The organism is Shewanella sp. S1-58-MNA-CIBAN-0166 (assembly GCF_040310085.1).
GTDB lineage: Bacteria > Pseudomonadota > Gammaproteobacteria > Enterobacterales > Shewanellaceae > Shewanella.
The window spans coordinates 235306-260647 of sequence record NZ_JBEOPN010000001.1 but is presented as its reverse complement, the minus strand read 5'-3'; the positions used below and the strand labels follow the sequence as shown (position 1 = coordinate 260647).

The window sequence follows — 25342 nt, the reverse complement described above, 5'->3', positions numbered from 1 at the left end:
AATACTTCTTTTTGACGGAACAAAACCATAGCAACTAACGCCTTTGATTCCGTTTTCCTTGGATAAGTTATTTCTGTTCTAGTTTGTAACTAATCTTATTGATGTACCAGGTTTTATCGCCTTGAGGTGTGCTCACTACCGCTTCATCGTCGACTTGTTTTTTGAGTAACGCGCGGGCCATGGGCGAGTCGATGGAGATGTAGTCTTTACGTTCGTCGTAAATTTCTTCTGGGCCGACAATTTTAAAGGTTTTAATGTCACCGGCGTCGTTTTCAATTTCAACCGTGGCGCCAAAAAACACTTTGCCTTCTTGCTCTGGTGCGTAATAGACAATTTTGAGTTCGGGCAGCAGCTTGCGTAAATAACGTACTCGGCGGTCAATTTGCCTTAATAAACGTTTATTAAAAGTATAATCAGCGTTCTCGGAGCGATCTCCCAAACCTGCCGCCCAAGTGACAATTTTAGTCACTTCAGGACGTTGTTCTTTCCACAAGTAATCGTGCTCAATTCTGAGCTTATTGTAGCCTTCTAAAGTGATTAACTTAGTTTTCACGCAGTTTACTCTTAATGTGGTCGAAGAACGGTGAGGTTTTATATAAGCCGTAATATTATCATCTGTGTTTTAGCACTTCATGTCCGATGATGCATTCTTTTTATCGATTATCTATAAAGACATCATAAAGCCTTTCGTACTAGCAGCGAACTGGTGGTCTTTATGGTATCTTTGGCATAATTTTATTTTAAACCATGTCGAATTCGATTGATTATGCATAATATTGCCCAGATTATCGCTCAAGAACTTAATGTCCGTGAACAACAGGTCACAGCGACCATTGCGCTATTAGATGATGGCGCCACCGTGCCGTTTATTGCGCGCTATCGTAAAGAAGCTACCGGTGGTTTAGATGACACTCAGTTGCGTAACTTGTTTTCTCGTTTAGGTTATTTACGTGAGTTACACGACCGCCGCCAAGTGGTGTTGTCGAGCATTGATGCGCAAGGCAAGTTAACCCCAGCGTTAACTAAAGCGATTAATGACGCCGACAGCAAAACCCGTCTTGAAGATTTATATCTGCCATTCAAACCAAAGCGTCGTACCAAGGGCCAAATAGCCATCGAAGCGGGTATTGAGCCGCTTGTAGATGCAGTATTAGCCAATCGTCAATTAGATATAGAAAGCAAAGCAACAGAGTTTATTAATCCTGATGCAGGTTTTGCCGACACTAAAGCAGTGCTTGATGGTGCGCGTTACATTTTAATTGAGCGCTTTGCTGAAGATGCAGAGTTACTGCGTAAAGTGCGCCAGCATTTATTACAACAAGCGGTACTTGAAAGCCGCATGGTAAAAGGCAAAGAGAAAGAAGGCGCTAAATTCCGCGACTATTTCGAGCATAATGAGCTGATGAGCAAAATCCCATCTCACCGTGCTTTAGCCATGTTGCGCGGCCGTAACGAAGGCATGTTAAGCCTGTCGATGAACGCCGATCCCGATACTCAAGCGACAGAAGGCAGTTATTGTGAAGTGATTATTAGCGATCACTTTAAGTTAGAACTGACTAACTCTAGCGTTGATGAATGGTTGAAAACGGTAGTGACCTCGACTTGGCGCATTAAAGTTGCTTTGCAAATGGAAACCGAGTTTATCGCTAAGATGCGTGAAAGCGCGGAAGAAGAAGCCATTAGAGTGTTTGCCCGTAACTTGGGCGATTTATTAATGGCGGCTCCTGCTGGTGCTAAAGCGACAATGGGACTCGATCCTGGTATCCGTACTGGCGTGAAAGTCGCGATTGTTGATAACACCGGTAAGCTGGTGGCCCACACCACTATTTTCCCGCATGCGCCACAAAACTTATGGGACAAATCGATTCGTACCTTAAGTAATTTAGTGACCATGCATAAAGTTGAAATTATTGCGATTGGTAATGGTACTGGCTCGCGTGAGACCGACAAGCTAACTGGCGAGTTAATCGCTGCCGTGAAAGAAACGCATCCGACGCTGACCAAAGTGATTGTGAGTGAAGCGGGCGCATCGGTATATTCGGCCTCTGAGTTTGCCGCTAATGAGTTTCCTAATCTTGATGTGTCAATTCGTGGTGCGGTATCAATTGCGCGTCGCTTACAAGATCCGCTAGCAGAGCTAGTAAAAATTGAACCCAAAGCAATTGGCGTAGGACAATATCAGCATGATGTAAGCCAAAGCCAGTTATCGCAGTCGCTTGATGCCGTCGTTGAAGACTGTGTTAACGCTGTAGGTGTTGATTTAAATATGGCATCAGCGCCGTTATTAGCTCAAGTTGCTGGCTTAACCAAAACCTTAGCTAAAAACGTGGTTGATTTTCGTGACGCTAATGGTCAATTTACCAATCGTAAGCAGTTATTGAGTGTGGCTCGTTTAGGGCCTAAAGCTTATGAGCAAGCAGCGGGTTTTTTACGTATCCGTAATGGTGATAATCCATTGGATTCATCATCTGTTCATCCAGAAGCTTACAGCCTAGTTGAGTCGATTGCTGGTGCTAAGCAATTGCCATTAACTGAACTGATTGGTAATAGCGATTTGTTAAAACAGATTAATGCTGCCGATTTTGTTACCGACGCATTTGGTGTGCCGACCATTAATGATATTTTAGCCGAACTAGACAAACCAGGACGCGACCCTCGTGGTGAGTTTAAAACGGCTACGTTTAAAGACGGCATAGAAGAATTGAAGCACCTTAAAGTCGAGATGATTTTAGAAGGTGTAGTCACCAACGTGACCAACTTTGGTGCCTTTGTTGATGTGGGTGTGCATCAAGATGGTTTAGTGCATATTTCATCGTTAACCGACAAGTTTGTTAGTGACCCACATACAGTGGTTAAAGCCGGTGATGTGGTTAAAGTGAAAGTGATGGAAGTGGATATTGAGCGTCGTCGTATTGCGTTAAGTATGCGTCTTGATGAAAAAATTGATACCGAAAAGGCAACCAGACAGTCGCAGGGTAAGCCACAAAATAATTACCAGAAAAAGCCTGCTGCGGGTAAATCTTCAGTCAATACCAAGAGTTCTGGTCATAATAAACCAGCCAGTAAACCTGTTAAAGCACCACAAAATGCGGCTATGGGTAATGCGTTTGCTGATGCCTTTGCCAAGATAAAAAAATAATCAATTATACGGTGTGGTAAAACACATTTAGCTAATGTATTGATTATAAAGCCTTTGCACTGATGTGTAAGGGCTTTTTTTTAGCTCATTTTTATATTTTGAAACTGAATATAACCACACAGCAATAATTCAGTTTTTATTCAGTGGATCTTAAGTGTTTTAGTTGAATATCAGCGCCAGTCGAGTTTATTGCGAGTGGCAAAATTGAAATTACTAACGAAAACATTATCCAGTATCACCCCAAAGAGCATCAGTTACGAGGCGATGACCTGCATTATCGCTGTCTATTTTGGCTTGGTATTAAATTTTCCGATAATCCGTAAAATCTATCAATTATCAGCAGATGGTCATGTGCTGTTTTCTTTGTCACCTGCATTGTTATTAAGCAGTTGTTTTATGCTTATTTTTAGCTTATTTGCTTTTAAATTTGTTTTTAAACCCGTGATGATTGTGTTGTTACTGACATCGTCAGCGGCCATGTATGCGATGTTGCAGTACAACGTGATGTTTGATTACGGCATGATTGAAAATATTTTTGAAACCAATTCTGGTGAAGCTTTTTCCTATATAAGTATACCCTCAGTTAGCTATGTGATGGTGTTAGGGGTAATACCTTCTGTTTTGTTATACCGCACTAAATTATCGAGTGGTCCGTCACTGGCCAAAATAGTGCTTCGTCGCGCTGGCTTTACAATATTCAGCGTGGTGTTAGTCGGGTTGATGGTGCTGTTTTTTTACAAAGACTATGCGTCAGTGGGGCGCAATAATAATTATCTGAATAAGATGATTATCCCCGCACATATTTATAATACGGTTAAATACCTAAACAACCGTTACTTTACCGAAAAATTAACCTTTGACCCTATTGGTCAAGATGCACAGTTAATCCCTAGCACGAATGGCAAACCGACTCTTATGGTGCTTGTTGTCGGTGAAACTGCCCGTGCAGAAAATATGGCGTATAACGGTTATCAACGTAATACCAACCCGTACACAGAAAACCTTGACATGATTGCCTTACAAAATGTGTCATCGTGTGGCACGGCTACCGCGCATTCATTACCGTGTATGTTCTCAAACCTCACTCATGATAATTACAATCGTGAAGTTGCCGATGCTCGAAATGACGTACTTGATGTGATTAACGCCGCTGGTGTTAACGTGACATGGTTTGAAAACGATGGCGGTGATAAAGACGTTGGGGCCCGCGTTAATAAGATTGATATTTCGCCGAGCGAGCCAAATCCATTATGTGATGGCTTAAGTTGTTATGACGAGATTTTAGTTGAAAAACTCAGCCAAAAATTACAACAAGACAGCCAAGCCAGTGCACTGTCGGGTAAAGGCTTAGATAATCAATTTATCGCTTTGCATACTATTGGCAGTCACGGACCAACATATTGGCAGCGTTACCCAGCCGATAAAGCGTTATTTACGCCAGCTTGTAGCCGCAGCGATATTGAAAACTGTAGCGACCAAGAGATTGTTAATGTTTACGACAATACTATTGCCTATACCGATTTTGTGTTGGCAGAAACGATTAATGTACTTAAGCAGTATCAAGACAAATATAACGTCGCGCTGGTGTATTTATCTGACCATGGTGAGTCGTTGGGTGAAAGTGGTATGTATTTACACGGTACGCCTTACAGCATTGCGCCGAGCCAACAAACTCATGTGCCTTGGTTTATGTGGTTACCACAAGACTACACACAAGCTAAAGAAATTGACCGTGAATGTGTTGCCGAGCATGCATTAAGTGGCTCGTACTCACATGACAACTTGTTCCATACATTGTTAGGGCTTTACGGTGTTAGCAGTTCGGTACGTGATCCTAAGCTAGATATCACCACCGATTGTAAAATGAACTAGGGATATACTCATGACAATTTCAGCTTCATCATCTACGTCTGATGATAATGTAACAAAGAATACGGCAAAGAGTGCAGCAACTAAACAGCCAAAAATTGTGGTGAAACGCCATGGCATTATGCGCTTGCTGTATACCTGTAAACATACCTTTAATGGTTTAAAGTGGATGTGCCGTAATGAAGCGGCATTTCAGCAAGAGTTAATGCTGTTTATTCCATTAACTGTATTTGCTTGTATGGCAAATATTAGTGCGCCGCAATCTGCCATGTTAGTGCTGGCGTTACTATTTGTATTGTTTGCTGAACTGGTTAACACTGCTGTAGAAGTGGTGGTTGACCGTATTGGCCTGGAGTTTAATGAGTTATCTGGGCTCGCCAAAGATATTGCTTCTGCATTTGTGTTTCTCAGCATGCTGATGGCAGCGATTGTTTGGTGGGTTGTTTTATGGGCATAATTGACTCGTAAACGGTTAATCTGCCCGCAACGTGTCGGCTGTTAACTTATCGCTATGGATAGCATAGAGATAAGTTTGCTAATGGTAGTTTGTTATCCCGAGTTTAGATTATTTTTCCGTTTGGACTGCATCACTCGTAATATGGATATAGGCGCAATTATGATAAAGGACACTCAATGAAAGTGTTGTTAATTGAAGACTCTGAAGCGCTGCGTCGCGGCATTAGAGTTGGGTTAGATCATTTAGGTTATACCGTTGATGAAACCGGTGATGGTTCTGAGGGCTTAAGTATGGCGCTCACTAATTCTTATGATTTCATTATTTTGGATCTCATGCTGCCTAATGTAGATGGTCTGAGTTTACTTAAGAGTATTCGTAAATTAGGTAATCAATCTAAGGTCATTATTTTATCGGCTAAATCACAAGCTGAAGATCGTGTTACTGGCTTATTGGCGGGTGCCGATGATTATCTGTGTAAACCATTTTCGTTTGACGAATTACAAGCCCGACTCGTGACTCTTGGTCGCCGTGGTGAACTCAATCAACAAGTTAAAACTATTTGTATTGCTAATTTTGTTTTAGACACAAGTAATAAATCACTTCATGCAGATGGCCATTATATCGATCTGACTAAAAACGAATTCAAAATTGTTGAATATTTATTTAGTAACCCTAAGCAAGTACTTAATCCTGAACAAATCAGTGAAGCAGTCGTGGGTTCATTTAATCATTTATCAAAAAACACCATCGAGGCTCATTTATCGTCCGTGCGTAAAAAAGCTAAAGCCGTAGGGGTGACGCTACCGATAAAAAACAAACGTGGTTTTGGCTATTTTGTGGGTGAACATTAATGAGATCGTTAACCACCAATTTAGTCAATACCATGACCTATGTGGTATCAGCCATGTTGATTTTGGTGTTTTTGGCGATTGATATCAGTATCGATAATTGGGTCGATGTTGAGTTTGATAGCGCGTTAACAGACAAGTCTAACTACCTAAAGACCTTAGTTAAAGTGACTCCAGAAGGCACCGAGTTTGATTTTGCTGGCGAGTTTATGCCTGAATTTGGCATCTCGACTAAAGCAAGCTTTTTTCAATTGTGGCAAGGCTCAAGCGTGTTTGAACGTTCTGAGTCGTTGCGTAATTTCGAGGGGGTAGATTTACTTAAAAAAGACATTCCACTCAACAGTGCTTTTTTTGCCGATGTGGTGTTACCAGATGGTCGAGACGGCAGGGCGATGGTGTCGTATTTTGAGCCGCAAGTGCCTAAAACTAATCGGTCAATGATGGATACAGTCGAACCCATGTGGTTAACCATAGCCATTACCACTGAAGATTTGTCGCAAATTTTGGTGATCATCGACTCTAGTTTAGCCATTGGCTTACTACTGGTGATTGTGTTGATCCGTTGGGCCGTAGTGAAGGTTATTCATCGTGGTTTGACCCCGTTGAACGAATTAAACATGTCGCTAAAAAGCGTCGATGTCACTAAAAAATACATCCCACTGTCTAATGAGTCTGAACGTTATCTCGAAATTGAACCAATTCGTAATGAACTGAATAAATTTGTCAAAATTAGCCAACAATACTTACAAACAGAAAAGCGCATTACTGCCGATATCGCTCATGAACTGAAAACGCCAATCAGTGAGTTGATTAGTTTAAGTGAAATTTATATTCGTTATCCGGATGATCAGCGTATTGGCGTGAGCTATAAACAAGATGTACTCAGCATTAGTTTACGGATGAAAACCATAGTCAATAATTTACTACTATTGCAACAAGCCACATCTGAAAATATTAATCTACATCGCCAGCATATCAATATCAAAACCTTGATGGGCCAGGTTATTGATGAGTTGGCATTTAAGTACTCGACTATTCATGCTCGTTTGAATATTGAAAATAGTGTTTTGGATCAAAGCTGCCTTGTCGATGAGTTTTCTTTGCACCTTATCTTGACCAATTTATTTGATAATGCACTGTACTACAGTCCGCCAAAGTCATCGATTAAAATAAGGTTAGTCTCTGATAATAAAGGATTAAGTTTTAGTGTTGAAAATCAATTAGTGACCAGTATTAATGCGAATGATTTAGAGCGACTTACGCTACCGTTATTCCAGGCTGAACAATCGCGATCAAATAGCGAAAGGCATGGATTAGGATTGGCCATCGTTGAAAATATTGCCAAAGTGAATGGATTTAAGTTTAGTTTTGAATTGGTTTCGGAAGACAAAATTATGTTTACTGTGTTCATTCCAAATGACCATGCGGCGATGGTGTAAGTCGATGCAAAAAACCTTTTTAAAAAACAGAATTTAACCGACTGTAAATAAGATGTTAATATATGTTATTACGCCCTGAACTTAATATCTTCGCTAAGGTCTTAGGCTCAGATGGTTTTTGTTACTGTGTCTTCTCGTAGCTCGTTTACAATGATGATATTGAAAATATAACAAAAAATCTTGTTTAAAATCGTTGAGTAAACAAGGTTTTCAGTAACACGATAAGCTTAAGTTGCCCTTAAGATACACATACTAGTCTATTACCCAGTAATTATGTTATTACATTTGGGGTAGCTTGTTGCGGACTTAATTGCATATGAAGCCTAAAAATAATAATAATTTTGGAGCAATAAATGGCTGTCAATTTCTTTGGTCTTGGTAGTAGTTCAAGTGAACTCGGTACACAAAAGACCTCGCATAATTTATTTCAAGCAATTGTTATATTTAGTGTTATCTCTCTGCTTATTATGAGTTTGAGCCGTATTGGCATGTCTTTATGGCAAGCTGAGCGAGTATCCGATGCCCAAGGTTGGGGCTACATTTTATTGCAAGGTTTACGGGTAGATTTTGCCTCTTTATGTTGGTTGTGGGGTATTGCAGCGCTCGGAACCGTAGTGTTTGCCGGTGAGCATTTAGTTGGCCGTGTTTGGCTGACGATATTACGCGTATGGCTCACACTAGGTTTATGGGTGGTGGTTTTTCTTGAGGCGTCATCGCCGTCATTTATTGCTGAATATGGTTTTAGACCTAACCGTTTATATGTTGAATATCTTGTTTATCCAAAAGAAGTGTTATCGATGTTATGGGCTGGGCGTAAAGGCGAGCTTATTTTATCGGCGCTAATCACCGTGGGTACCTTATGGGGTGGCTGGTGGTTAAGTGGCAAATTAACGCAATATGTTCGTTTTCCTAAATGGTATTGGCGTCCAGTGCTTGCCGTTATCGTCATTGCTATTACGGTGCTAGGTGCGCGTTCATCGTTGGGGCATCGACCACTTAATCCTTCATTAGTGGCATTTTCTGACGATCCTTTAGTTAATTCTTTGGTGTTGAATTCCTCTTTCTCATTAATCTTTGCGATTAAGCAAATGAGTAATGAAGAAGATGCATCGAAAGTGTATGGCAAGTTAGCGGACGCAAAAGTGATCGATATTGTGCGTCGTGAAAGCGGTCGGCCACTGAGTGCATTTACCTCATCAACCATACCGACGTTGTCATTTAATCAAGCCAGCTATACCGGTAAACCAAAGAACCTTGTGATCATTTTACAAGAAAGCTTAGGTGCGCGCTTTGTGGGGAGTTTAGGTGGTTTACCGTTAACGCCTAATATTGACGAACTCTCTAAACAAGGGTGGTTTTTTGAAAATTTATACGCAACTGGTACGCGTTCGGTAAGAGGTATTGAAGCGGTAACAACCGGTTTTACGCCAACGCCAGCACGCGCCGTGGTGAAACTAGGGAAGAGTCAAACAGGCTTTTTTACCATTGCTGATTTATTGAAGCAACATGGCTATACCACGCAGTTTATTTATGGTGGTGAAAGCCATTTTGATAATATGCGCAGCTTCTTTTTAGGCAATGGTTTTACCGATATAGTTGATCAAGGTGACTATAAAGACCCCGCGTTTGTAGCGTCTTGGGGGGTGTCTGATGAGGATTTATTGTTTAGAGCGGATGAAGAGTTTTCGCGGATGCACAAAGAGGGTAAGCCGTTCTTTAGTCTAGTGTTTAGCTCAAGCAATCATGATCCGTATGAGTTCCCAGATGACCGTATTGAGTTGTACGAACAGCCGCAATATACCATGCATAACGCGGTGAAATATGCCGATTATGCCGTGGGTGAGTTTTTCAAAAAAGCTAAAAAATCAGATTACTGGAAAGATACCTTATTCCTCGTTGTGGCCGATCATGACAGTCGAGTGGGTGGCGCAGCACTAATACCTGTGTCACGTTTTCGTATTCCTGGGCTTATATTAGGTGATGGGGTTGATGCGAAGCGCGATCCACGTGTTGTTAGCCAAATTGATATGTCGCCGACGTTAATTTCGTTGCTGGGTATTTCGGATAGCTATCCAATGCTAGGCCGTGATTTAACCACAATGCCAGACTCTTGGCCGGGTCGAGCAATGATGCAATATGATAAAAACTTTGGTTTATTGGAGGGGAATAAAATGACTATTTTACAACCTGAATTACCACCGGAAAGTGTTACCTATAATTTTGTTACTGAAAAATTGACTCCGACCACATTGAATGAACCGCAAGCAGAAGCCGCGTTAGGTTGGGCATTGTGGGGGAGTTTAGCGTACAACAAAATGTTGTATCGTTCGGCTAATTCAGAGGTAAAACCGACACTGTCTGATATGGCTACCAAAGAAGTATCACGCTAATATTTGTAGTTGAGACTCATTATTTGGGGCGGATTGCTGTTGATAAAATTGACCAATCCGTTGACCGAATTGTTGGTAGGTCGCTTTGGATATGCCAGTGTCTAGCGCTTGGCGTTGACGGGGTTCTGGTGTTGTTTTAGCATTTGTCGATTGTGTTTTTAGTTGAATATCTTTACGTTGCAGCGCTGGGGTTTGGCTAGCCATGATTCTAATGACTTGAGGCCGAATGACTGGCGAGGCAATTGCTTTAGACTCTACCGCTTGTTGTGTGACACTTTGCTGTTGTCGTTTAGCTTGCTCTTGCTGCTGTTTTTTCTCCGCGACAATGTAAGGCGTAGCGCGTTCATTTTGTTGGTTTAATGACCGTTCAGCATGTTCTTTTGTCGGTTCTTGTGGCGGGATAATCGGCGGTTTTTGTTGATTGTCCACTCGTGCAAGATCCGTCGCAACATTCGAAGTTGCTAACGGTACTTGTGGATAATGAGTGGTAATTATCATGTTGACCTTGTCAATACGACGCCTTGACTAAATTATAGACAACATTTGGCTAAGGCCAAAGTGCTATTAAGATATTTTTAGCGGTATTTTGTGATCCACGGTAATAAATGGTTTAAAAATGCATCGGGATGCGAAATAAACGGTGCATGGGATGCTTTGTGGACCAGCACATCTTCAATGTTGTCACTGCTTGGTAATGACGAGATAATCTTTCTCGGCACCAAACTATCTAACTTTCCCCAAATTCGTAACCATGGCTGCTGTATTTGAGTGATCGTGGCGCGTAAATCTACTTGCGCTAACATATCCAATCCTTGTGATAAGCCTTGTTGTGTCGGCAATGGTTTGCTTAACACTAAGCTTTTTATTTGTTGGATATCAGATTTTGGATTATCACTTCCCATGGCTTGAATTGCCAGGAACCGTTCAACAGTGCGAGACAAATCGCGACTTAATTGACTTGAAAATTGTGCCAATACATCAGGTTGAATACCTGCCCAAGATAGGGTTGAGTCGTCTTTTTCGTGAGCCATAACACTTTCGCGGGCCATAAAGCATGGTGATGAGGCAATAGTGACTAATGCAGCCACTGACTCTGGGTAATCGATGGCAATTTGGCTAGCGATTAACCCTCCCAACGACCAACCAATCCAAATTGCCTGTTGTGGAAGTTGCTCTGCAAGTGCTTGTGACCATTGCGTTATGTCTCCGTCGATATTGGGACTTAACCCAAAACCCGGCAAATCAACATAATGCACTCTATACTGGTGCAATGCGTTTTTTAATGGACTAAAGACTTGGTTATTCACACCCCAACCGTGTAATAGCACGATGTCTTGGCCTTGTGAGCCTACGGTATCAATATGCAATGCAGGAAAACTCACGGTTAACACCTCTTTTGAGTCTATTTAATGGAATGAATAGCCAATGCCGCCAATCAATAATTCAATCGATATCACCCATATCTTACGTTTATGCGTCAAGCGCCTTCAGCGTGCCAGGGTCATTTTACTAGGCAGTTTACCCAACCGTTGCTTGCTGTGCCAGCAAAGGATAGATCAAACGGGTTATCAGCAATTGTTCCCTAATCAAGTGCTCACAGGTGTTTGCCAAGTGTGTTTAGCGGCAAGTTTGTATCAGCACGAAGTGTGCTTAGGTTGTGGGCGCGAAATAGCGTTGCTGCAGGCTTATTGTGGTAAATGCAATAAACACACTCCTAATTGGGTGGTAGCCCCTTGTAGTTATCATCAAGGGCTGGGACCTGTTATTGCCGCCATTAAATATCAACAGCAATGTGCACCGCTTAACGCGATAACTCAGCAACTAGCCTGTCGAATCGCATTGTTAATTAAGCATGGCATTATTAGGCGACCACAAGTGTTAATCCCCGTTCCGTTACATCCCAATCGTTTACGTCAGCGAGGTTTTAATCAAGCTTGGCTCATTGCTAAAGAGTTAAGCCTATTAACGAATATTCCTCTAGATGACCGTTGTTTAATTCGGATTGTTGATACGTTGCCACAAACGGGACTTGCGGGTAAGCAGAGGCGTAAAAACTGCCATGGTGCATTTGCACTACAACCAAGCATTACGTATCAGCGTGTTGCGTTGATTGATGATGTTGTTACTACTGGAACAACCGTAGATGAAATTGCAGGTTTATTTAGCCTGCAGTTTGTCCATGTGCAAACTTGGTGCCTTGCGCGTGCTGAAGCGCCGGGATTGTTAGATTAAATCTTTTTAAGGGTAGATTAATCTAGGTTGAGGTTAGATTAATTCGATTTGAGTAATAACAAGATTTTTTGTAAATAAAAACAATTAATTAATATGTCTTGTAACGCTTGGTATATGGGGCATTGCAGTTTTTTTAGGGTAAAAAAAAGTTGAACTGGATCATTTTTTCGAGATCAAATCCCACTGACACTACAAAGCCAATGCAACACAGAGTATCATAGGTCTAATTCTTACTAATTTACTCAGGTATTCCCTGACGGAGCAGGTTTTTATGATCACCATTACCGATACAGCTCAGGCCCATTTCGTCAAACTATTGGCCGACCAGCCGGAAGGTACGCACATTCGTGTGTTTGTTATCAGCCCAGGTACTGCACAAGCAGAGTGTGGTGTGTCTTATTGTCCACCTGATGCCGCTGAAGCTGATGATGTAGAACTTCCATTTAATGGCTTTAGTGCTATGGTCGATGAAAAGAGCGCACCATTTTTAGATGATGCCAGCATTGACTTTGTAACCGACCAGCTTGGTTCGCAACTAACATTAAAAGCACCTAACGCAAAAATGCGCAAAGTGTCTGGAGATGCGCCATTAGTTGAACGTATTGAATATATTATTCAGTCAGAGATTAATCCACAACTTGCTAGCCACGGCGGTAACATCATGCTGGTAGAAATTACCGAAGCTGGTGTTGCAGTATTGCAGTTTGGCGGTGGGTGTAACGGTTGCTCGCAAGTTGATATCACCTTAAAAGATGGTATTGAGAAGCAATTGTTAGATATGTTCCCAACGGAATTGACTGGTGTTCGTGACGTGACAGAGCATGAGCATGGCGAGCATTCTTACGCTTAATCGCGTGACGAATTACTGCTACTAGCAAAGCTAATAAACAAAAACGCGACCTCATTATGAGGTCGCGTTTTTTGTTGGTGTCGATTAGGTTTTCGCCATCTAGTGGCTTTAGTCGTCTCGAGTGAGTACTTCAAGTAATTCAATATCAAAAAATAAATCTGAGTGTGCTGGAATTCGCTCACCAATCTGGCGTTCTCCATAAGCTAAATGAGCCGGAACTGATAGTTGTCGCTTGCCGCCGACATTCATACCAATAATACCCAGATCCCAGCCTTTAATGACTCTGCCCGTGCCAATGACACACTGAAACGCATCTGAAGCGTCAAACTGACTTCCGTCGGCTAATCGACCGCTATAACGAGTGGTAATTAGCGCGCCTTTAACTGCGGTTTTACCGTTGCCAACTTCAATGTCGGTAATAATCAATTCTTGAGTCATAGTATTCTCGTATGTGACGACTTGGGCTATTTGAGGTTATTTTACCCCAAGATTGGTCGCTAAGAAGTGTTCTATTGCAATGAATGTTGTAAGACGATGTTCATTATTACTTAAGTAATGATCGCCATTTTCCAGTTCGATATACTTTACGGGTTTATGTAAATCCTTAAGCGCATCATACATTTCTTCACTGTGTTGCACTCGCACCACGCGATCTTTAGTGCCGTGGATTAATAATACCGGCACGTTAATATTGGCTACTTTGCTAATAGGTGAGCGCTGATACAAATCGTCGTAATCATCACCAATTTGTTTTTTTACAATTTTGCTATTGTCGTACCGACGCGATGATTTAACTAAATATTCAAGGTCAGTTACGCCCGCGACACTAATGGCACATTGATACAGATCGGGGGTGATAGCTACGCCCATTAATGCTGCATAACCACCGTAACTGGCACCGACAATACACACGCGTTTAGGATCGCTAATACCTTGTTCGATAAGCCAGTGAGTACCATCCTCAATGTCGGTTTGCATTTCTAGGCCCCAGTTTTTAAGACCCGAACTCATGAAATTGAAGCCATAGCCTGACGATCCTCGAAAATTCATTTGTAGCACAGCATAGCCACGATTAGCTAAAAACTGCGCCCAATAATCAAACGTGGTTGAGTCGTAGCTAATAGGTCCACCATGGGGGAAAATTATGGTCGGTAAGTTTTTGGCGTCAGTGTCTTTTGGAGTAGTGAGAAAGGCTTCAATGGCTAAACCATCACGAGCATTATAATGGACTGTTTGTGGCTGAGATAACACTTCTGGTGGTAATTGGCTGTAACGGTAAGCGATAGGGTAAAGTGCTTTTTGATCTCTATTTCCAAAGTAATACGCACCAGATTCAATAGGGCCAGTAGCATAAACGATGTAACGACGTTCATCATCACTGAACTGAGTGATCACATTATGTGACTCTGGTAATGCAGTTGTAAGACCATTGTTCAACTTGATATAATCTTGGTCCCAGAACAGATATTCACCTTCAATGTCGGTGCTTAAACCAATGACCTTTTGTTTTAGCGCGGAATACACTAGCCAGCCTTCAACATCGTAATTTTCATTGTGAGAAACGAGTTCTTTAGTCAATGTCGGGTCAGTTAAGTTGACTTTAAAGATGGCTTTAAAACCTTGATGATAGGCGCTGATATATAAGATATTAGGATCATGGTCAAAACCGATAGGCCAAATTACGTCTTCTGCTAAAGCCTCGAACTCCCATAACTTACGGAGATCTTCACCCGCTCCTTTTTGCTCGTAAATACGGTAGGTAGTGTCATCGCGATAAATGCCAATACGCACTTTGTGCTGCCTATCGGTTAACCAGTTTCCAATGTGCATACGTGCTGGTTGTAAAGTCTTGATACCGCCTGTTTTTAAACTGACTTTAACGACGCTTTCATATTGTGGTTTAGAACCTAAACCTTGAATTTGCATGAGGATATGATCTGGATCGTTGTCAAGATAATCAATAACCGATGCTTGTAATTGCGGTAAATCGACAAAACGCGATAGAGAACGATTAGAAAACACACTTGAGGTTTTATTGTCGCTCAGTGAGTATTTTATTAACCGTGTTTCGGTTGTGGGAACACCTCGACGGATGGCGGGATATTTAGACTCGATTAAGATGACATCATTATTTGCCCACGTTAACGATAAAATGACAAATTTATGATTGTCAGTTTGCAATGGATAAATATCTTTATTGGTTTGAATATCGCGAATAGTGAGTACTTGGCCTTCAAGCTCATTAGTACTGACTCGTACGAGCGACGCAATTTTTTTACCGTCTGGAGATAAGCTAACAAAGCGGACATCTGGGATGCTGGCAAAGGCTTCTATAGGCAGAGATTTGGCAAATGAGCTAAGCGAAAATAGACATAAACTAATAACAACAAGCCATAAAATCCGTTTCATTAAAGGTCCATGTAATGCGATATAAAAATGTTATTTGGATGTTACATTTTTATATCAAGGTCTTCAATATATTATACGGCCGCCAGTTGATATCTGAGTTTGTAGTAATAGTGCCAACCAAGAGTCAAGCTTCGGCATAGCATGAATATTGACATCGCAGCCCAAAGGCTGTGGTTGCCCCAATCTTGCAATAGGTACCAACTCGGAAAGTAAACGCCAAAGGTAGCAATTATCATGCTGTTTCGCATAATATTCCCGTGCGCTGCACCAATATACACACCATCAAACAGGTAACAGCCAAATGCCAAGATAGGCATAAAAATGAGCCAGATTAAGTAGTTGTTTGCAGCGTTTTGTACCGCTTCAATATTGGTTAATAGCTGAATTATCCATGGTCCTGCCGACCAAAAAAGCAGGCTAAATAATACCGCAACCATTGCCGACCAGCAAAATGCCAATACGACACTGTCATGCAGTAATGTTGGATTTTTTTGACCAAATGCGCGGCCCACTTCGGCTTCAGCATAATAAGCTATACCATCTAACGCATAAGATATCAGCATGAGTAAATTAAGCAGCACTGCGTTGGCGGCAATCGTATTGTCGCCCAAACCGGCACCATAAAAGGTCATAAAACTAAAGGCGGCTTGCAAGCACAAACTGCGGATAAAAATATCACGGTTTAAGGTGAGTAAACGAGCATATCCGCGCCATGATAAATGGGCGATAACTTGGCTTAAATTAAGCCCTCCAGTAAGTACTAGCTGGCGTTTGACCATAATCAATGCCACTGAAAAAGCACTGATATCAGCAATAACCGATGCCAATGCAGCGCCTTGGACATTCCATTTAAAGATGATGACAAATACAATATCGAGAATAATATTAGCGCTGTTAGCGATAATTAATTGCCACATGGCTGCTTTCGGCGCTTGGCGTCCGAGTAACCAGCCTAATAACACTAAGTTGACGAGAGCAAAAGGCAGTGACCAGATTCGAATTTCGACGTATTGGCGGCAGTAGAACATCACTTGTTCGCTGGCATCGCTGAGGCTTAATGCTAAATCAAGTATGGGAGAGTGTAATATTACACAAGCTACTCCCAAGGTTAATGCTAGGCTGCAACCTTGTATCAGTAATTGTTGTTGAGTTGAGGTATCATTAGCACCGTAGGCTTGTGCGACTAACCCGGTGGTGGACATGCGTAAAAAGCCGAGTAACCAAATCATTAAGGTGATAATGGTACTGCCTAGTGCTACGCCACCAAGATAGTAAGCTTGTCCAAGATGACCAATTACCGCAGTATCAACTAATCCTAATAGCGGAATGGTGATATTCGACAGTATCATTGGTGTCGCTAAAGCCAATAATTGACGATTTTTTTGGCGGTTTAATAGTAATGCGCTAACTGACATAGGTATGGATAATCATGGTTAAAAAAATAGCTTTATTGTTGGTGTTGTTCAGCTTGAGTGTATTGCATTTTGATGCCAATGCGGTGGTCATTTTACAATATCACCACGTGTCGGAAAATACCCCCAAAAGCACGAGTGTGACGCCAAGTCAGTTTGCTGAACAGATGCAGTACTTGGCTGATAATGATTTTACCGTGATTTCATTAGCTGAAGCTGTTGATTCAATAAAGCATAACACGCCAATAGCCGATAGACGTATTGTGATTACTTTCGATGACGGTTATGACAGCATTATCAACAATGCTGCGCCCATTCTAGCCTCACATCAATTTCCGTACACTGTGTTTATTTCTGTTGCCCCCATCGATGCCGGTTTCAAGGGCATGATGAGTTGGAAAGACATTACTGCCTTATCCGATCAAGGCGTGACGATTGCCAACCACAGCTGGGGACACGAACATTTAATTCGTCGTCAAGGCAAAGAAACCCAAGCCCAATGGCAAGCCCGTGTCGAAGATAATATCTTATCGACAGAAGCTGAAATATTAAAACGTACTGGCCAAAGTGTAAAAATGTTTGCCTACCCGTATGGTGAATACACTAACAAATTAGAAGCAATTTTGACGAAACAGGGCTTTGTTGGCTTTGGTCAGCAATCTGGTGCCGCAGGGGAATATGCTTCACTAACGGCATTACCGCGCTTTCCGGTTGCCAATGCTTATGCTGATTTAGCGAGTTTAACGGTTAAGTTTTCCAGTTTACCGATGCCGGTGATTAAGCAGAACATCAGCGATCCATTATTGGTATCAGGTAAGTGGCGACCTAAATTAGAGTTAACTATTGATACGCAAGATATTTATCCACATCAAGTGATGTGTTTTATTCAAGGCCAAGGACCGAAGAAACCTATTTGGTTAAGTGAAAATCGCTTATCTATCCAAGCATCATCAGATTTGGCACCCGGGCGTTCACGCTATAACTGCACAGCGCCCAGCAAAACAAAAACGGGCTATTATTGGTTTTCACAAGCGTGGATCCGCCCGCAAGATAATGGTCAATGGCTCGAAGAGTAACGATATTACGTAAATGGCTAGTGCCAAGATTGAACGATTTGGCTAAAGTCAGCAATGAGCTCAGCATTAAGAATTTGTGCGAGCTGCCCAGGTTGTGGTTTGGGTTTAAATACTGCTATTTTTTCCCCTCTTGGCGAAACCAACACATACGATGCGCTATGGTCTACTTGGTAATCACTGTCCTCTCCCACCATGGCATACACAAAGCCTAAGTCACGACTAAACGGAAATAAGTCGGTGTGTTCTGCGCTGACCGCTTTAAAGTCTTTATTGAAAAAATTTATGTAATCTAATCGTTTAGCTTGAGTGTCACGTTTAGGGTCTGCTGACACAAACACCACTTGTACATTGCTGGCTATTTTTTGCAGTTGTGGATATGCCGCTGCGAGTTTATTCAGAGTGGTAGGGCATACATCCGGGCAAGCTGTGTAACCAATAAAGAACAAACTCCATTTACCTTGTAACGTTTGGTTAGTAAACGCATTGCCGTATTGGTCTGCTAATGTAAATGGTGCTAATGGGCGCTGCTGCTCAAATACATAACTGGTCGCCAATGGCATAGGCTCTGTTTGCGTCTGTTGATAAACGACACCACCCACTAGGGCTAATAACATTAGCCCTACCGCTATCATTATTTTCAATATATTTTCCTTTCTAATTTAAGCGTTTACCCAAAAGTAATGGTCAACTAATAATACTATAAACAACACCATTAAATGATAAATTGAGAATTTAAAGACTTGCATAGACAGCTCTGGATAGTCATGAAACTTTAACTGCCACGCTTTATAGATAAAACCACAACTCAATAACGTTGAACCCACCAAATATATTGGACCACACATGCCGACTAAAACGGGTAGCAGGCAGGCAATGGCTAATAAAATGGTGTAAAGCAAAATACAGGTTTTGGTAAATTCTACCCCATGTGTCACCGGTAACATTGGAATATCGACCTTGGCATATTCTTTACGGCGATGAATGGCTAATGCCCAAAAATGCGGTGGAGTCCAAGTGAAGATAATAATAACCAGTAACAAGGCGTAGCCATGCAGTTCATTGGTTATTGCGGTCCAGCCTAATAATGGCGGCATAGCGCCGGCTAATCCACCAATGACAATATTTTGTGAGGTCGCCCGTTTAAGATAGGCGGTATACACCAAGGCATAACCAATTAAACTGGCAAAGGTTAACCAAGCTGTGAGGGGATTAACTAAGGTATATAACACCACAAAGCCGAGTGATCCGAGCGACACCGCAAAGGTTGCCGCTTTAATGCTGGAGATTTTTCCTTTAGGCAGCGGACGATTATAAGTTCGAGCCATCAAACCATCGATTTTACGATCAATTAAGTGATTAAACGCCGCCGCAGAGCCTGCCATCATCGCAATGCCTGCCATTCCCGCAACCAAAGGTTGTAACGGTACAATGCCAGGCACAGATAAACACATGCCGACCAACACTGTAAGCAGCATAAGTGCTACGACTTTGGGTTTGGTCATTTCAAAATAGGCGCGCCATTGTAGAGTTATCTTAGGTTGAACCTGACTAATAGTAAGAGGTTTTGTCATGGTTGATCCTCACTTATGCTTTACGCAACAGGGCGTAATTAATAAAGACTAAGGTAAGCAGCAATAAGGCTGCGCCTCCATTGTGTGATACTGCGATGCCTAAAGGTAAATTCATCACCACATTACTAATACCCAGTCCGACTTGAGCGATGACCAGTAACACTAATAAGTAACCACTGTTACGCATTATATGTGATTGTGCATAGCGTAATTTGAGTGCAAGTACGATTAGCGTTATGGCGGTTACCACTGCCCAAATTCGATGGCTGACATGAATGGTCATGCGGGTGGAATAGTCTAAAACGCCAAATTCAAAACTGGGGTGATCGCCTTGGAATGGTGAAAAAGCATCGGCTAAACGTAAATTATCGACCCAATTACCTTCACATATGGGCAGGGTGGTACAGGCAAGCGCGGCGTAATTTGATGAGGTCCAGCCACCGAGTATAATTTGAATGACTAATACACCAAAACTGACTAGTGCTAAAGGAATGAGCTTACGCGCATAGGTATCACCTCCGGGGATCCTTAATGGTTTAAGCCGCAGATATAACAGCAGTAACAAGGCGAATAAACTAAAACCGCCTATAAGGTGCGCCATTACTACAACAGGCATTAATTTCATGGTGACAGTCCACATTCCCAATGCGGCTTGAAACACAATGAGTACCGCAATAAAAACGGGCAGTTTTTTGGGTGCTTGCGGCTGTTTAAGACACATAATTAGAATGGCTAAAACCATTAACCCTAAAGTACCAGCAATATAGCGATGGATCATTTCAAGCCAAGCTTTTTCTGGCTCAATTTGAGCATCAGGAAATCGACTTTCAATATTGGCTAAGTCATGGCTTGCACTCGGCACCGCTAAATGGCCGTAACAGCCTGGCCAGTCAGGACAACCTAATCCAGCATCAGACAGACGTGTATAGGCGCCCATTAAAATAACGGCCAAGGTAAACACTAAAGTGAATTTGATTAATCGCTGTATTGCCATTAGCCAACCCTCGACAACTTAAGCATTTTGCGTAAATCGGCAATCATGGCTTTGCCCTGAGCAATATTGGCGTCGTGACCTATTACGTTGTCATATTGCATGACTAAGCTACCGAGAGGGTCGACAATAATAAGCTGTTGATTGATCAATAGTGCAGCAAGTGCGTCATTGGCGTTTGCTTGGTCAAATGAGATATTTAATTGCTTGAGAATTTTGGTGTCACTGTGGCTGTTTACTACAATGATTGGGGTAACACGATCCCTATCTTTGCCCAGGGCAATATAGCTTTGGTGTAAAATGTACAGCCGTTCTTGGCATTGCTCATTGCAGGTTTCGGGTAGAAAAAACAGTACTTGCCATGCATGAGGTTTAGGGTTTTCCATGGCTAAGTTGGTGTAGTTTATGTCGGGAGCGATCAGCGCCCCTTTGTTGGTTGCTGCTCCGTTATACAGCTCTAGGCTTAACACTAATTTGGCTAAGGCAACCGGTAAAATAAATACCAGCAGTAAGACCAGTAGTGCTTTATTGCTTTTTTTCGGTAGGGAGTTCATTCCATCTCCTCTTTATCATTTGATATTATTGTTAAGTTAATTATGAACGACGGTGCTTAGCGTCGAAATTGTCGAAATGCTATCCAACTCATTAGTCCTAAAAATACTGCTGCCATGGTGAACCATTGCAAGGCATACCCTTGATGTTTTTGTGCCGACAATGGAATGGGTATCCAAGGTTGAGGCAGGTGATAATTTGGAACATTGTCGGGTTGCAGCACCACAGGCGTCAGTGTATGGCCAAGCATGTCAGTGAGTGCGGGTATATTGATATTTTGAAAACGTACTGGAGCATGAGTATCGGCTAATTGCTCTGGATCTAGTCGGTCACTTAATGGGTTGGGTTGTTTTTGATAAACTCGGCCAAACAGTGTGTAGTAATTTGTTTTTAAGGGGGTTAGTTCAGGTAAAATTCGACGGTCTTTGTTTGCAGGCACAAAGCCTAGCTCGACCATTATCCAAGGTTGTTCAGGGGTTATTTCAAAAATTTGATACGCTAAATATCCTACTTGACCCTGAAACACTTGATTGTCTAATAACAGCATCATGTTATTGACGGGTTTAGCTGAGATCTTCAGACGATAACCCGTGAGTAATCTCGTCTCCGGTTGAGAGCTTGTTGAGGCTTCTGACGTTTCAACTATTGTCAACATTTCCTCATAAGTGAGTGCTTGTTGCTGTTGGCGCTGGATAAGTGTGCTTTGCCACTCTTGTTTAAAGGTTGCTCGTGATAACTGCCATAATCCTAACTTGACCAACAAGCTAAACACGACCAAAGTAATGATTACGAATAATACCCGAGACACCCCCACACTTTTAAAAGGATTGCCTGTGACAACACCTTTCATCGTTAAGTTAGTTTTAGTCTCGTTGCTTGTATTCATATTATTTAACTTAGGTAGGGCCTTATTTATTATGGTTAAGGGCGAGCATCAACAATCAATGAGTCGTTTTCTCGGCCGGCGCGTATTGTTTTCTGTTGTCGTTATAATGGTATTGCTGGTGGCTTTGGGGCTTGGTTACATTCAACCTAACCCCAGACCTTATTAGTCGTTAATACGTGGTTTTATAGTACGTATACGAAAATGAATAAACATAACCACACCACATCAACGAAGTGCCAATACCAACTCCCAGCTTGAAAAGCGAAATGCTTGTCGGGGCTAAAGTGGCCCTTTACAATTCTGAGTAATAAAATAATCAAGAACAGGGTGCCAATCGTTACGTGCATGCCGTGAAAACCGGTTAACAAAAAGAAGGTGTTGCCGTAGACACCAGAAGAGAGCGTAAGCCCCATTTCTTGGTATGCATGGCTATATTCTTCAACCTGTAAACTGAGAAACGCAATACCCAGAATTACCGTCAACGCTAACCAGATTATCAAAGGTTTACGATTGGCTTTTTCGAGATTGGTATGAGCAAAGTGCAAGGTAACCGACGAGGTTAGCAGTATAATAGTGTTAATTAACGGCAAACCCGTCCATGGCATGGCTTCTGTTGCGGTGCCATCAGGTGTTTTAACCAATGGCCACATAGCTTCAAATGCAGGCCACAACACTTCATGGGTCATGGCATTGTTAGATGCGCCACCAAGCCAAGGTACTGAAATCATTCGGGCATAAAATAGCGCGCCGAAAAATGCCCCAAAAAACATAATCTCTGAAAAAATAAACCAACTCATTCCCTGCCTAAATGAACGATCCATTTGCGGTGAATACAGTCCAGCCATGGATTCATCAATAACGGTCTTAAACCAGCCAAAAATCATAAAGATAATCACGGCCAAGCCGGTTATTAAAATGTAACCGCCAGAGGTTTTTTCAGTGGTTAATTGTTGTACATAATTACCTGCGCCAAACGCAATTAAAAATAAACCGATAGCACCGATTATTGGCCAAGCACTTTGGGTTGGCACATAATAAGTTTGATACTTTGTTGTCATTTTGCTGCTCCTTGCTCCATGACGATCGCCTGTCTATCGGTGATGTCATAAAGGGTATAAGAGAGAGTCAATGTGTTAATGGACGCTGGTAAATCAGGGTCCACGTAAAAAATCAGTGGTAGTTCTGCTGTTGCTGCTGCAGCCAAAGGTTGTTGATTAAAGCAAAAACATTCCGTTTTATTGAAGTATGCCGCCCCTTGCCCTGGCGATACCGAAGGTATTGCTTGGCCTACCGTGTCACGTGTCGATAGGTTTTTAACCAAAAATTGTGCGTGAGTGAGCTCCCCAGGATGTACGCTTATTTGGTTAACTTTAGGGCTAAATTCCCATGGCATACCTGATTGAACTTGAGTCACAAATTCAATGGTTACGGTCCGGTTTTTATCAACCACCACCGCTTCATAACTACTGGCGCTATTTTGGGGTTTGCCATTAATCCCCAATGTATCGCAGAGCACGTCATAAAGCGGTACCAGCGCAAAACCAAACCCAAACATACCAATTGACCCGGCAATCAGGATGATTAATAGCTTACGATTTGATTTTGTTGGCTGTGTCATCTCATTTAATCTCCGGTGGAGTGGTAAACGAGTGATATGGCGCAGGGCTGGCAATCGACCATTCCAAGCCTTCGGCTGCTTCCCAAGGATTATCTCCAGCGGGTTTGCCACCCTTGATACATTTGAGAACTACAACAAGGAAAATTAGCTGAGATAAACCAAATGCAAAGCCACCAATCGACACAATTTGATTCACATCGGCAAACTGTACCGCGTAGTCGGGAACCCGACGCGGCATACCTGCTAAGCCTAGAAAGTGCATTGGGAAAAACAACACGTTGACGGATATTACCGAACACCAAAAGTGCCACTTACCTAAAGTTTCGTTATACATATGGCCGGTCCATTTAGGCAGCCAATAGTAAGCCGCCGCCATAATGGAGAATATCGCCCCAGTCACCAGTACATAATGGAAGTGAGCCACGACAAAGTAAGTGTCGTGGTATTGGAAATCAGCAGGGGTAATTGCCAACATCAAGCCCGAAAAGCCACCAATGGTAAACAGGATGATAAATGCCACTGCAAACAGCATTGGAGTTTCAAATGTCATTGAACCGCGCCACATAGTGGCGACCCAATTAAACACTTTCACCCCGGTTGGAATGGCAATCAACATGGTGCAATACATGAAAAACAATTCGGCAAAAACAGGCATACCAGTAGTAAACATGTGATGTGCCCATACCAAAAATGACAGAATGGCAATACTGGCAGTGGCGTAAACCATCGAGGAGTAACCAAACAGCTTTTTACGGCTAAAGGTTGGTACTATCGCGGAGATAATACCGAAGGACGGTAAAATCATGATGTAAACTTCGGGATGGCCAAAGAACCAGAAAATATGCTGGAACATCACCGGATCGCCACCACCTGCAGCATCAAAAAAGCTAGTACCAAAAAACTTATCGGTTAATACCATGGTGACCGCACCTGCGAGCACCGGCATTACCGCAATCAGTAAAAATGCGGTAATGAGCCAAGTCCACACAAACAAAGGTAACTTCATCCAGGTCATGCCAGGAGCTCGCAAGTTTACAATGGTTACAATGACGTTAATTGCACCCATTATCGAACTTATTCCCATTATGTGAATGGAAAAAACAAATAGGGCGGTACTGTCAGGACTATAGGTGGTTGAGAGCGGAGCATAGAATGTCCAGCCAAAGTTAGGGCCGCCGCCTTCCATAAAGAGTGAACCTAATAAAATGGTAAAGGCGAAGGGTAAAATCCAAAAACTCCAGTTGTTCATTCGCGGTAGTGCCATATCTGGGGCACCAATCATCATTGGAATTAACCAGTTTGCTAACCCGGTAAAAGCGGGCATCACCGCCCCAAACACCATGATGAGGCCATGAACTGTTGTCATCTGATTAAAAAAGTTAGGTTCTACTAGCTGTAATCCAGGCTGAAATAATTCAGCTCGAATCACCATTGCCATCGCACCGCCAGTAAGAAACATAATGAAACTAAACCATAAATACAGCGAGCCGATATCTTTATGGTTAGTGGTGAGTAGCCAGCGCATTAGCCCCTTCGGAGCGCCGTGATGATGATCATCATGAGCGGTAGCCAGTGTATCGTGCGTTGTTGTGCTCATTGTTTT

Annotated in this window: 24 protein-coding genes; 10 read left to right on the top strand and 14 right to left on the bottom strand. The window is 42.3% G+C overall.

Features of this window, described 5'->3' with window-relative positions:
* Nucleotides 1-67 precede the first annotated feature (67 nt).
* Nucleotides 68-553 (bottom strand): transcription elongation factor GreB, encoded by a 486-nt coding sequence (gene greB, locus AAEY99_RS01200; RefSeq protein ID WP_011635724.1) that lies wholly within the window; start codon nucleotides 551-553, stop codon nucleotides 68-70.
* A 213-nt stretch (nucleotides 554-766) separates the two neighbouring features.
* Here greB and AAEY99_RS01195 point away from each other — a divergent pair, with 213 nt between their 5' ends.
* The 6 genes from AAEY99_RS01195 (at nucleotide 767) to AAEY99_RS01170 (ending at nucleotide 10142) form a co-directional block, all read left to right on the top strand.
* A complete protein-coding gene (locus tag AAEY99_RS01195) occupies nucleotides 767-3139 on the top strand; it encodes a Tex family protein (RefSeq protein ID WP_351008638.1) in 2373 nt (790 codons plus the stop codon).
* A 204-nt stretch (nucleotides 3140-3343) separates the two neighbouring features.
* Nucleotides 3344-5011 (top strand): phosphoethanolamine transferase, encoded by a 1668-nt coding sequence (locus AAEY99_RS01190; RefSeq protein ID WP_351008636.1) that lies wholly within the window; start codon nucleotides 3344-3346, stop codon nucleotides 5009-5011.
* A gap of 10 nt (nucleotides 5012-5021) precedes the next feature.
* Entirely contained in the window at nucleotides 5022-5465 is a 444-nt protein-coding gene (locus AAEY99_RS01185; RefSeq protein ID WP_243756311.1) for a diacylglycerol kinase, read from the top strand.
* A gap of 176 nt (nucleotides 5466-5641) precedes the next feature.
* Entirely contained in the window at nucleotides 5642-6316 is a 675-nt protein-coding gene (locus AAEY99_RS01180; protein WP_101084868.1) for a response regulator transcription factor, read from the top strand.
* The gene (locus AAEY99_RS01175; protein WP_351008631.1) at nucleotides 6316-7752 is read left to right on the top strand and encodes a sensor histidine kinase; all 1437 of its coding nucleotides are present in this window, start codon (nucleotides 6316-6318) and stop codon (nucleotides 7750-7752) included. Before AAEY99_RS01180 ends, AAEY99_RS01175 begins: the two co-directional genes overlap by 1 nt.
* Before the next feature lie 353 nt (nucleotides 7753-8105).
* On the top strand, nucleotides 8106-10142 hold the full coding sequence (locus AAEY99_RS01170) for an LTA synthase family protein (protein ID WP_351008628.1): 2037 nt from the start codon (nucleotides 8106-8108) through the stop codon (nucleotides 10140-10142).
* Here AAEY99_RS01170 and AAEY99_RS01165 read toward each other — a convergent pair.
* The gene (locus AAEY99_RS01165; RefSeq protein ID WP_101084871.1) at nucleotides 10134-10640 is read right to left on the bottom strand and encodes a hypothetical protein; all 507 of its coding nucleotides are present in this window, start codon (nucleotides 10638-10640) and stop codon (nucleotides 10134-10136) included. The genes AAEY99_RS01170 and AAEY99_RS01165 overlap by 9 nt on opposite strands.
* 77 nt (nucleotides 10641-10717) lie before the next feature.
* Nucleotides 10718-11524, bottom strand: a complete 807-nt coding sequence (gene bioH / locus AAEY99_RS01160) for a pimeloyl-ACP methyl ester esterase BioH (RefSeq protein ID WP_101084872.1) — start codon at nucleotides 11522-11524, stop codon at nucleotides 10718-10720.
* Between the two features lie 43 nt (nucleotides 11525-11567).
* Between bioH and AAEY99_RS01155 the strand changes: the two genes are divergently transcribed.
* Nucleotides 11568-12374: a ComF family protein gene (locus AAEY99_RS01155; RefSeq protein ID WP_351008626.1), complete on the top strand. Its 807-nt coding sequence runs from the start codon at nucleotides 11568-11570 to the stop codon at nucleotides 12372-12374.
* Between the two features lie 271 nt (nucleotides 12375-12645).
* On the top strand, nucleotides 12646-13224 hold the full coding sequence (gene nfuA, locus AAEY99_RS01150) for a Fe-S biogenesis protein NfuA (protein ID WP_101084874.1): 579 nt from the start codon (nucleotides 12646-12648) through the stop codon (nucleotides 13222-13224).
* A 108-nt stretch (nucleotides 13225-13332) separates the two neighbouring features.
* Here nfuA and AAEY99_RS01145 read toward each other — a convergent pair whose 3' ends face one another.
* From AAEY99_RS01145 to dinF, 3 genes are all read right to left on the bottom strand, one after another.
* Nucleotides 13333-13662: an FKBP-type peptidyl-prolyl cis-trans isomerase gene (locus tag AAEY99_RS01145; protein WP_351008625.1), complete on the bottom strand. Its 330-nt coding sequence runs from the start codon at nucleotides 13660-13662 to the stop codon at nucleotides 13333-13335.
* A 36-nt stretch (nucleotides 13663-13698) separates the two neighbouring features.
* Nucleotides 13699-15633, bottom strand: a complete 1935-nt coding sequence (locus tag AAEY99_RS01140) for an alpha/beta hydrolase family protein (RefSeq protein ID WP_101084875.1) — start codon at nucleotides 15631-15633, stop codon at nucleotides 13699-13701.
* Between the two features lie 71 nt (nucleotides 15634-15704).
* Complete coding sequence (gene dinF / locus AAEY99_RS01135) at nucleotides 15705-17048, bottom strand: MATE family efflux transporter DinF (protein WP_101084876.1); 1344 nt, start codon at nucleotides 17046-17048, stop codon at nucleotides 15705-15707.
* 14 nt (nucleotides 17049-17062) lie between these two features.
* On the opposite strand from dinF, the gene AAEY99_RS01130 reads away from it, so the two are divergent.
* Nucleotides 17063-18121: a polysaccharide deacetylase family protein gene (locus AAEY99_RS01130; protein WP_101084877.1), complete on the top strand. Its 1059-nt coding sequence runs from the start codon at nucleotides 17063-17065 to the stop codon at nucleotides 18119-18121.
* 17 nt (nucleotides 18122-18138) lie between these two features.
* On the opposite strand, the gene AAEY99_RS01125 is transcribed toward AAEY99_RS01130, so the two are convergent.
* From AAEY99_RS01125 to AAEY99_RS01105, 5 genes are read right to left on the bottom strand one after another with little or no spacing between them, the layout of a single operon-like run.
* Nucleotides 18139-18753: an SCO family protein gene (locus tag AAEY99_RS01125; RefSeq protein WP_162024255.1), complete on the bottom strand. Its 615-nt coding sequence runs from the start codon at nucleotides 18751-18753 to the stop codon at nucleotides 18139-18141.
* Nucleotides 18754-18780: 27 nt separating this feature from the next.
* Nucleotides 18781-19692, bottom strand: coding sequence for a heme o synthase (cyoE, locus tag AAEY99_RS01120; protein ID WP_101084879.1), 912 nt, complete (start codon nucleotides 19690-19692; stop codon nucleotides 18781-18783).
* 13 nt (nucleotides 19693-19705) lie between these two features.
* On the bottom strand, nucleotides 19706-20686 hold the full coding sequence (locus AAEY99_RS01115; protein WP_101084880.1) for a COX15/CtaA family protein: 981 nt from the start codon (nucleotides 20684-20686) through the stop codon (nucleotides 19706-19708).
* Nucleotides 20686-21237, bottom strand: coding sequence for a redox-active disulfide-containing membrane protein (locus AAEY99_RS01110; protein ID WP_101084881.1), 552 nt, complete (start codon nucleotides 21235-21237; stop codon nucleotides 20686-20688). Before AAEY99_RS01110 ends, AAEY99_RS01115 begins: the two co-directional genes overlap by 1 nt.
* 56 nt (nucleotides 21238-21293) lie before the next feature.
* Nucleotides 21294-22121, bottom strand: a complete 828-nt coding sequence (locus tag AAEY99_RS01105; protein WP_351008624.1) for an SURF1 family protein — start codon at nucleotides 22119-22121, stop codon at nucleotides 21294-21296.
* Between AAEY99_RS01105 and AAEY99_RS01100 the strand changes: the two genes are divergently transcribed.
* The gene (locus tag AAEY99_RS01100) at nucleotides 22069-22287 is read left to right on the top strand and encodes a DUF2909 domain-containing protein (protein WP_041412724.1); all 219 of its coding nucleotides are present in this window, start codon (nucleotides 22069-22071) and stop codon (nucleotides 22285-22287) included. The two genes, AAEY99_RS01105 and AAEY99_RS01100, sit on opposite strands and share 53 nt — an antisense overlap.
* A gap of 16 nt (nucleotides 22288-22303) precedes the next feature.
* Here the strand turns inward: AAEY99_RS01100 and AAEY99_RS01095 are convergent, their stop codons facing one another.
* Genes AAEY99_RS01095 through ctaD form a run of 3 tightly spaced genes read right to left on the bottom strand, consistent with a single transcriptional unit; the run spans nucleotide 22304 to nucleotide 25336 of the window.
* On the bottom strand, nucleotides 22304-23179 hold the full coding sequence (locus tag AAEY99_RS01095) for a cytochrome c oxidase subunit 3 (protein WP_162022070.1): 876 nt from the start codon (nucleotides 23177-23179) through the stop codon (nucleotides 22304-22306).
* Nucleotides 23176-23739 (bottom strand): cytochrome c oxidase assembly protein, encoded by a 564-nt coding sequence (locus AAEY99_RS01090; RefSeq protein WP_182743371.1) that lies wholly within the window; start codon nucleotides 23737-23739, stop codon nucleotides 23176-23178. The genes AAEY99_RS01095 and AAEY99_RS01090 overlap by 4 nt, the downstream gene beginning before the upstream one ends.
* Nucleotide 23740: 1 nt before the next feature.
* On the bottom strand, nucleotides 23741-25336 hold the full coding sequence (gene ctaD, locus AAEY99_RS01085; RefSeq protein ID WP_101084886.1) for a cytochrome c oxidase subunit I: 1596 nt from the start codon (nucleotides 25334-25336) through the stop codon (nucleotides 23741-23743).
* Between the last annotated feature and the right edge of the window lie 6 nt (nucleotides 25337-25342).